2 protein-coding genes are annotated in these 3,071 nt (G+C 35.3%); both read left to right on the plus strand.

Annotated features, from left to right (window positions below):
- Positions 1-174 precede the first annotated feature (174 nt).
- Positions 175-1,437, plus strand: a complete 1,263-nt coding sequence (der, locus tag AB1397_05725; protein ID MEW6482484.1) for a ribosome biogenesis GTPase Der — start codon at positions 175-177, stop codon at positions 1,435-1,437.
- Positions 1,437-2,951: an excinuclease ABC subunit UvrC gene (uvrC, locus tag AB1397_05730; GenBank protein MEW6482485.1), complete on the plus strand. Its 1,515-nt coding sequence runs from the start codon at positions 1,437-1,439 to the stop codon at positions 2,949-2,951. The genes der and uvrC overlap by 1 nt, the downstream gene beginning before the upstream one ends.
- Positions 2,952-3,071: the final 120 nt, after the last annotated feature.

Genomic DNA, 3,071 nt, shown 5'->3' on the forward strand with positions numbered 1-3,071 from the left:
AAACTTAAACCTTCAATTCAAAATTCAAAATTTAGAATTCAAAATTTCTTAAAAGGTGGATGAATTTTTAACAGATAAACACAACCCTATCTATTTTTGCACTAAGTAATGGAAGATACTATAGAAGCCCTGCGGGAAATCCAAAAACAACAAAAATGAAACAAAATCAACTTAATGTTTAAGGTTTGTATTGTGGGAAGGCCAAATGTGGGAAAATCAACCCTATTCAATAGGCTTGTTGGAAAAAAGAAAGCATTTGTTGATAAAGAGCCTGGAATAACCAGGGATAGGAATTATGGAGAGGTAATCTGGGGAAAATCCTCCTTTACCCTTATTGATACAGGCGGAATAGCTGATGAAAAAACAGATATTGCCGAAAAGATAAGGGAGCAGGTTGACTTTGCAATAAAAGAGGCAGATTTTTGTCTTTTTCTACTTGATGGAAAAGAGGGGATATTGCCTTCTGATATTGAAATCCTTAATTCTTTAAGAAAAAGGGAAAAAGAGCCTCTCCTTGTTGTAAATAAGATGGACAAAACACCATACAAGGAGAGCGATTTAGCAGATTTCTATAAGCTCGGTCTTTCTTTAATACCCATATCAAGCGAGCATGGGATAAATGTTGACGAGCTTTTGGATGAGATAATAAATAGACAACAGACAATAGACAATAGCCTTCAGACAACAGAGGTAGAGGGGATAAATATTGCTATTATTGGAAGGCCAAATGTGGGAAAAAGCTCTTTACTTAATCTTATCACAAAAAAGCAAAGGGCAATTGTTTTACCTATTCCAGGAACAACAAGGGATTCTATAGACGAGGCATTCACATTCAAAGATAGGAAATTTACCCTGGTTGATACAGCAGGGATAAGGAAAAAGATTTCATCAAGGATTGAGGCAGGCTATGTTGCATCCGCAAAAAGGTGTATAAAAAAGGCAAATATTGTCTGGCTCCTAATTGATGGGGTAGAGGGTCTTACTAGCCAGGAAAAAAGGCTAATTGAGGAGATAGAAAGGGAATTTGTCCCCTATCTCATTCTTGTCAATAAATGGGATCTTGTAAAGGGAGATAAAAATGATTATAGGGCTTATATCTTGCAAAGTCTTCCATTTTTGGATTCTCCCAATATCCTTTTTACCTCTTGCATTACTAGGGTAGGAATAAAAACCCTGCTTAATGAGACATATAGGCTTTCAGAAAGCCTAAATCTTTCTGTAAAGACAAGCCTTTTGAATAAGGCTATATCCCAATTTAAAGAAGAAAGACCAAAGATATACTATGCAACCCAAACAAGCCTTTCTCCACCAACCTTTACCCTCTTTGTAAACAACCCATCTTTCTCTAATGAGATTTGGATTAAAAGAATAAAGAGGTTTTTAAGGAAAAAACTTAATATCTCTATCCCAATAAATCTTCTTATCAAAAAAGCATAATGGAATTAAAGGATGCACCAAATAAGCCGGGTGTGTATATCTTTAAAGACAAAGAGGGAAAACCCATTTACATTGGAAAGGCAGGCTCTCTTAAGAAAAGGCTTTCTTCATACATCAGCCCAAAATCATTAAAGATAAGCATTCTTCTTTCACAAAGCTCCTCATTAGAATGGTTCTTGTGCGATTCAGAGCTTGAGGCTTTGCTACTTGAGGCAAACCTTATAAAAAAGCATAAGCCAAAATTCAATGTCTCTTTAAAGGACGATAAGGCATACCCATTTATAAAGATAACAAAGGAGGAATTTCCCAGGATATTGACCACAAGAAGGCTGACAAAAGATGGCTATTGTTTTGGTCCATATAAGGCAGGGCTTTTAAGAAAGACAATAAAGATAGCAAAGGAGGTTTTTAAGCTAAGGTCTTGCAAGAAGATGCCAAATAAGCCCTGCCTTTTATTCCATATAGGACAATGTCTTGCACCCTGTAAGAATGAAATATCAAACATTGAATACAACAAAAATGTAAAGGATGCAATTGCTTTTCTCTCGGGAAGGTGTAAGATGCTTCTTAAAAGCCTTGAAAGAAGGATGAAATATGAGGCAAGTAAATTAAACTTTGAGAAAGCAGGAAAGATTAGGGATGAAATTTTTGCCATAAAATCCCTTTCTGAGGCACAAAAGGCATTCTTTACCAAACCCATAAACTATGATGTAATTGGACAATCAAGCATTCCTTGTGTAATCTTTGTCCTTGTAATAAGGGAGGGAAGGCTTATTGGAGAATATCCCTTTACCATATCTTCCCAGGAAGATGCTATATCTGGCTTTATAAAACAATTCTATCTCTTTGCAGGAAATATTCCAGATGAGATAGTAATTGAGAAAGATATAGAGGATAAAGCCCTTATTGAAGAGGCTCTTTCAAAGATAAAGAAAAAAAGGGTTTTAATAAAAATACCAAAGAGGGGAAAAAAAAGGGAATTGCTCTTACTTTCCAAAAAGAATGCAGACCTTTTTGCTTTGAGAAATTCTCAAATAAGGCAGGGGATTTTTGATATCTTCAAATTTTTCCCAAAAACCATAGAGGCAATTGATATATCAAATATATCTTCTGATTATGCGGTTGCCTCCCTTGTTGTTTTTGAAAATGGAATGCCAAATAGGGATGAATATAGGAAGTTTAGAATAAGGGCAAAAGGACCAGATGACACGGGGATGATAAGGGAGGTTTTAGAAAGGAGGCTTAAGAGGCTTATTAAAGAAAACAAAAGGCTTCCCGACCTTTTTCTTATAGATGGTGGAAGGGGTCAGCTTAATGTGGCAATAGATACCATAAAAACCCTTGGGCTTAAGCTAAATGTAGCATCAATTGCCAAAGATCCGGATAGAATATTCCTTCCCGATAAAGAGCCAATTCCTCTTAGCGATTCCCTCTTTCAACACATAAGGGACGAGGCACATAGATTTGCCATTTCTTACCATAAGAAATTAAGAAGATTGTCCCTGTTTAGCTGAGCTATGATTTTTAAAAAAAGTTTATTAAAAACATTACAGAATATTATAGTATCTTCCATTACTTAGTGCAAAAATAGTATTTAAGAAATTTTGAATTCTAAATTTTGAATTTTGAATTGA

The sequence above is a fragment of the bacterium genome, assembly GCA_040756715.1.
Lineage (GTDB): Bacteria > UBA9089 > UBA9088 > UBA9088 > UBA9088 > JBFLYE01.

Excerpts from the sequence above, each read along its gene's own strand:
- der (MEW6482484.1), top strand. The coding sequence starts at position 175 with ATGTTTAAGGTTTGTATTGTGGGAAGGCCAAATGTGGGAAAATCAACC.
- uvrC (MEW6482485.1), top strand. The coding sequence starts at position 1,437 with ATGGAATTAAAGGATGCACCAAATAAGCCGGGTGTGTATATCTTTAAA.